Raw genomic sequence first — 759 nt, 5'->3', positions numbered from 1 at the left:
CCGGTGGACCGGCCGCGGCCTGCGGTGGCCAGCCATGAGGGCGGTGTGGTGCCCGTCGAGGTGCCCGTCGAGGTGCATGCGGGTCTTGTTCGTCTGTGCCGGGAGCATGGCGTGACCATGTTCATGGTGGTGCAGGCGGCGGTGGCGGTGCTGTTGTCGCGGCTGGGTGCGGGTGAGGACATTCCGGTGGGTGTGCCGGTGGCGGGCCGGCTGGATGAGGCACTGGATGATCTGGTCGGGTTCTTCGTGAACACGCTGGTGCTGCGCAGTGATGTGTCGGGTGATCCGTCGTTCACGGGGATGCTCCAGCGGGTGCGCCGGCGGGGTCTGGAAGCGCTCGAGAACCAGGACGTGCCCTTCGAGCGGCTGGTGGAGGAACTCGCCCCGGAACGCTCCATGGCACGCCATCCCCTGTTCCAGGTCATGGTGAACCTGCAGCAGGCCACACCGCACATGGCCGGCGATCCGGCACAGCTGGGCGTGCCCTTCGGCGCCGGAGAACCGAACGCACGCTTCGACCTCTACTTCGGTTTCGCTGAGGAAGCGGATGCCGGCGGCCGTCCGGCGGGTCTTGCCGGGAACATCGTGTATGCCCGGGATTTGTTCGATGAGCCGAGTGTGGAGGTGATGGCGGCTCGGCTGGTGCGGGTGCTGGAGGCGGTGGTGGCTGATCCCGGGGTGCGGGTCAGTGAGGTTGCGGTGCTCTCGGGTGTGGAGCGGGAGCGGTTGCTGGTGGAGTGGAACGCGACGGGGCGGGAT

1 protein-coding gene is annotated in these 759 nt (G+C 68.2%); it reads left to right on the top strand.

Features of this window, described 5'->3' with window-relative positions; translation table 11 throughout:
* Positions 1 to 3: 3 nt before the first annotated feature.
* Positions 4 to 759, top strand: a 756-nt coding sequence (locus IEZ11_RS50435) for a condensation domain-containing protein (protein ID WP_268239987.1), incomplete at its 3' end; no start/stop codon positions are given.

This window comes from Streptomyces fuscichromogenes, from assembly GCF_014645815.1.
Classification (GTDB): domain Bacteria; phylum Actinomycetota; class Actinomycetes; order Streptomycetales; family Streptomycetaceae; genus Streptomyces; species Streptomyces fuscichromogenes.
Note: the sequence above shows the minus strand (reverse complement) of the source record. Positions and strands in the feature narration are given on the sequence as shown.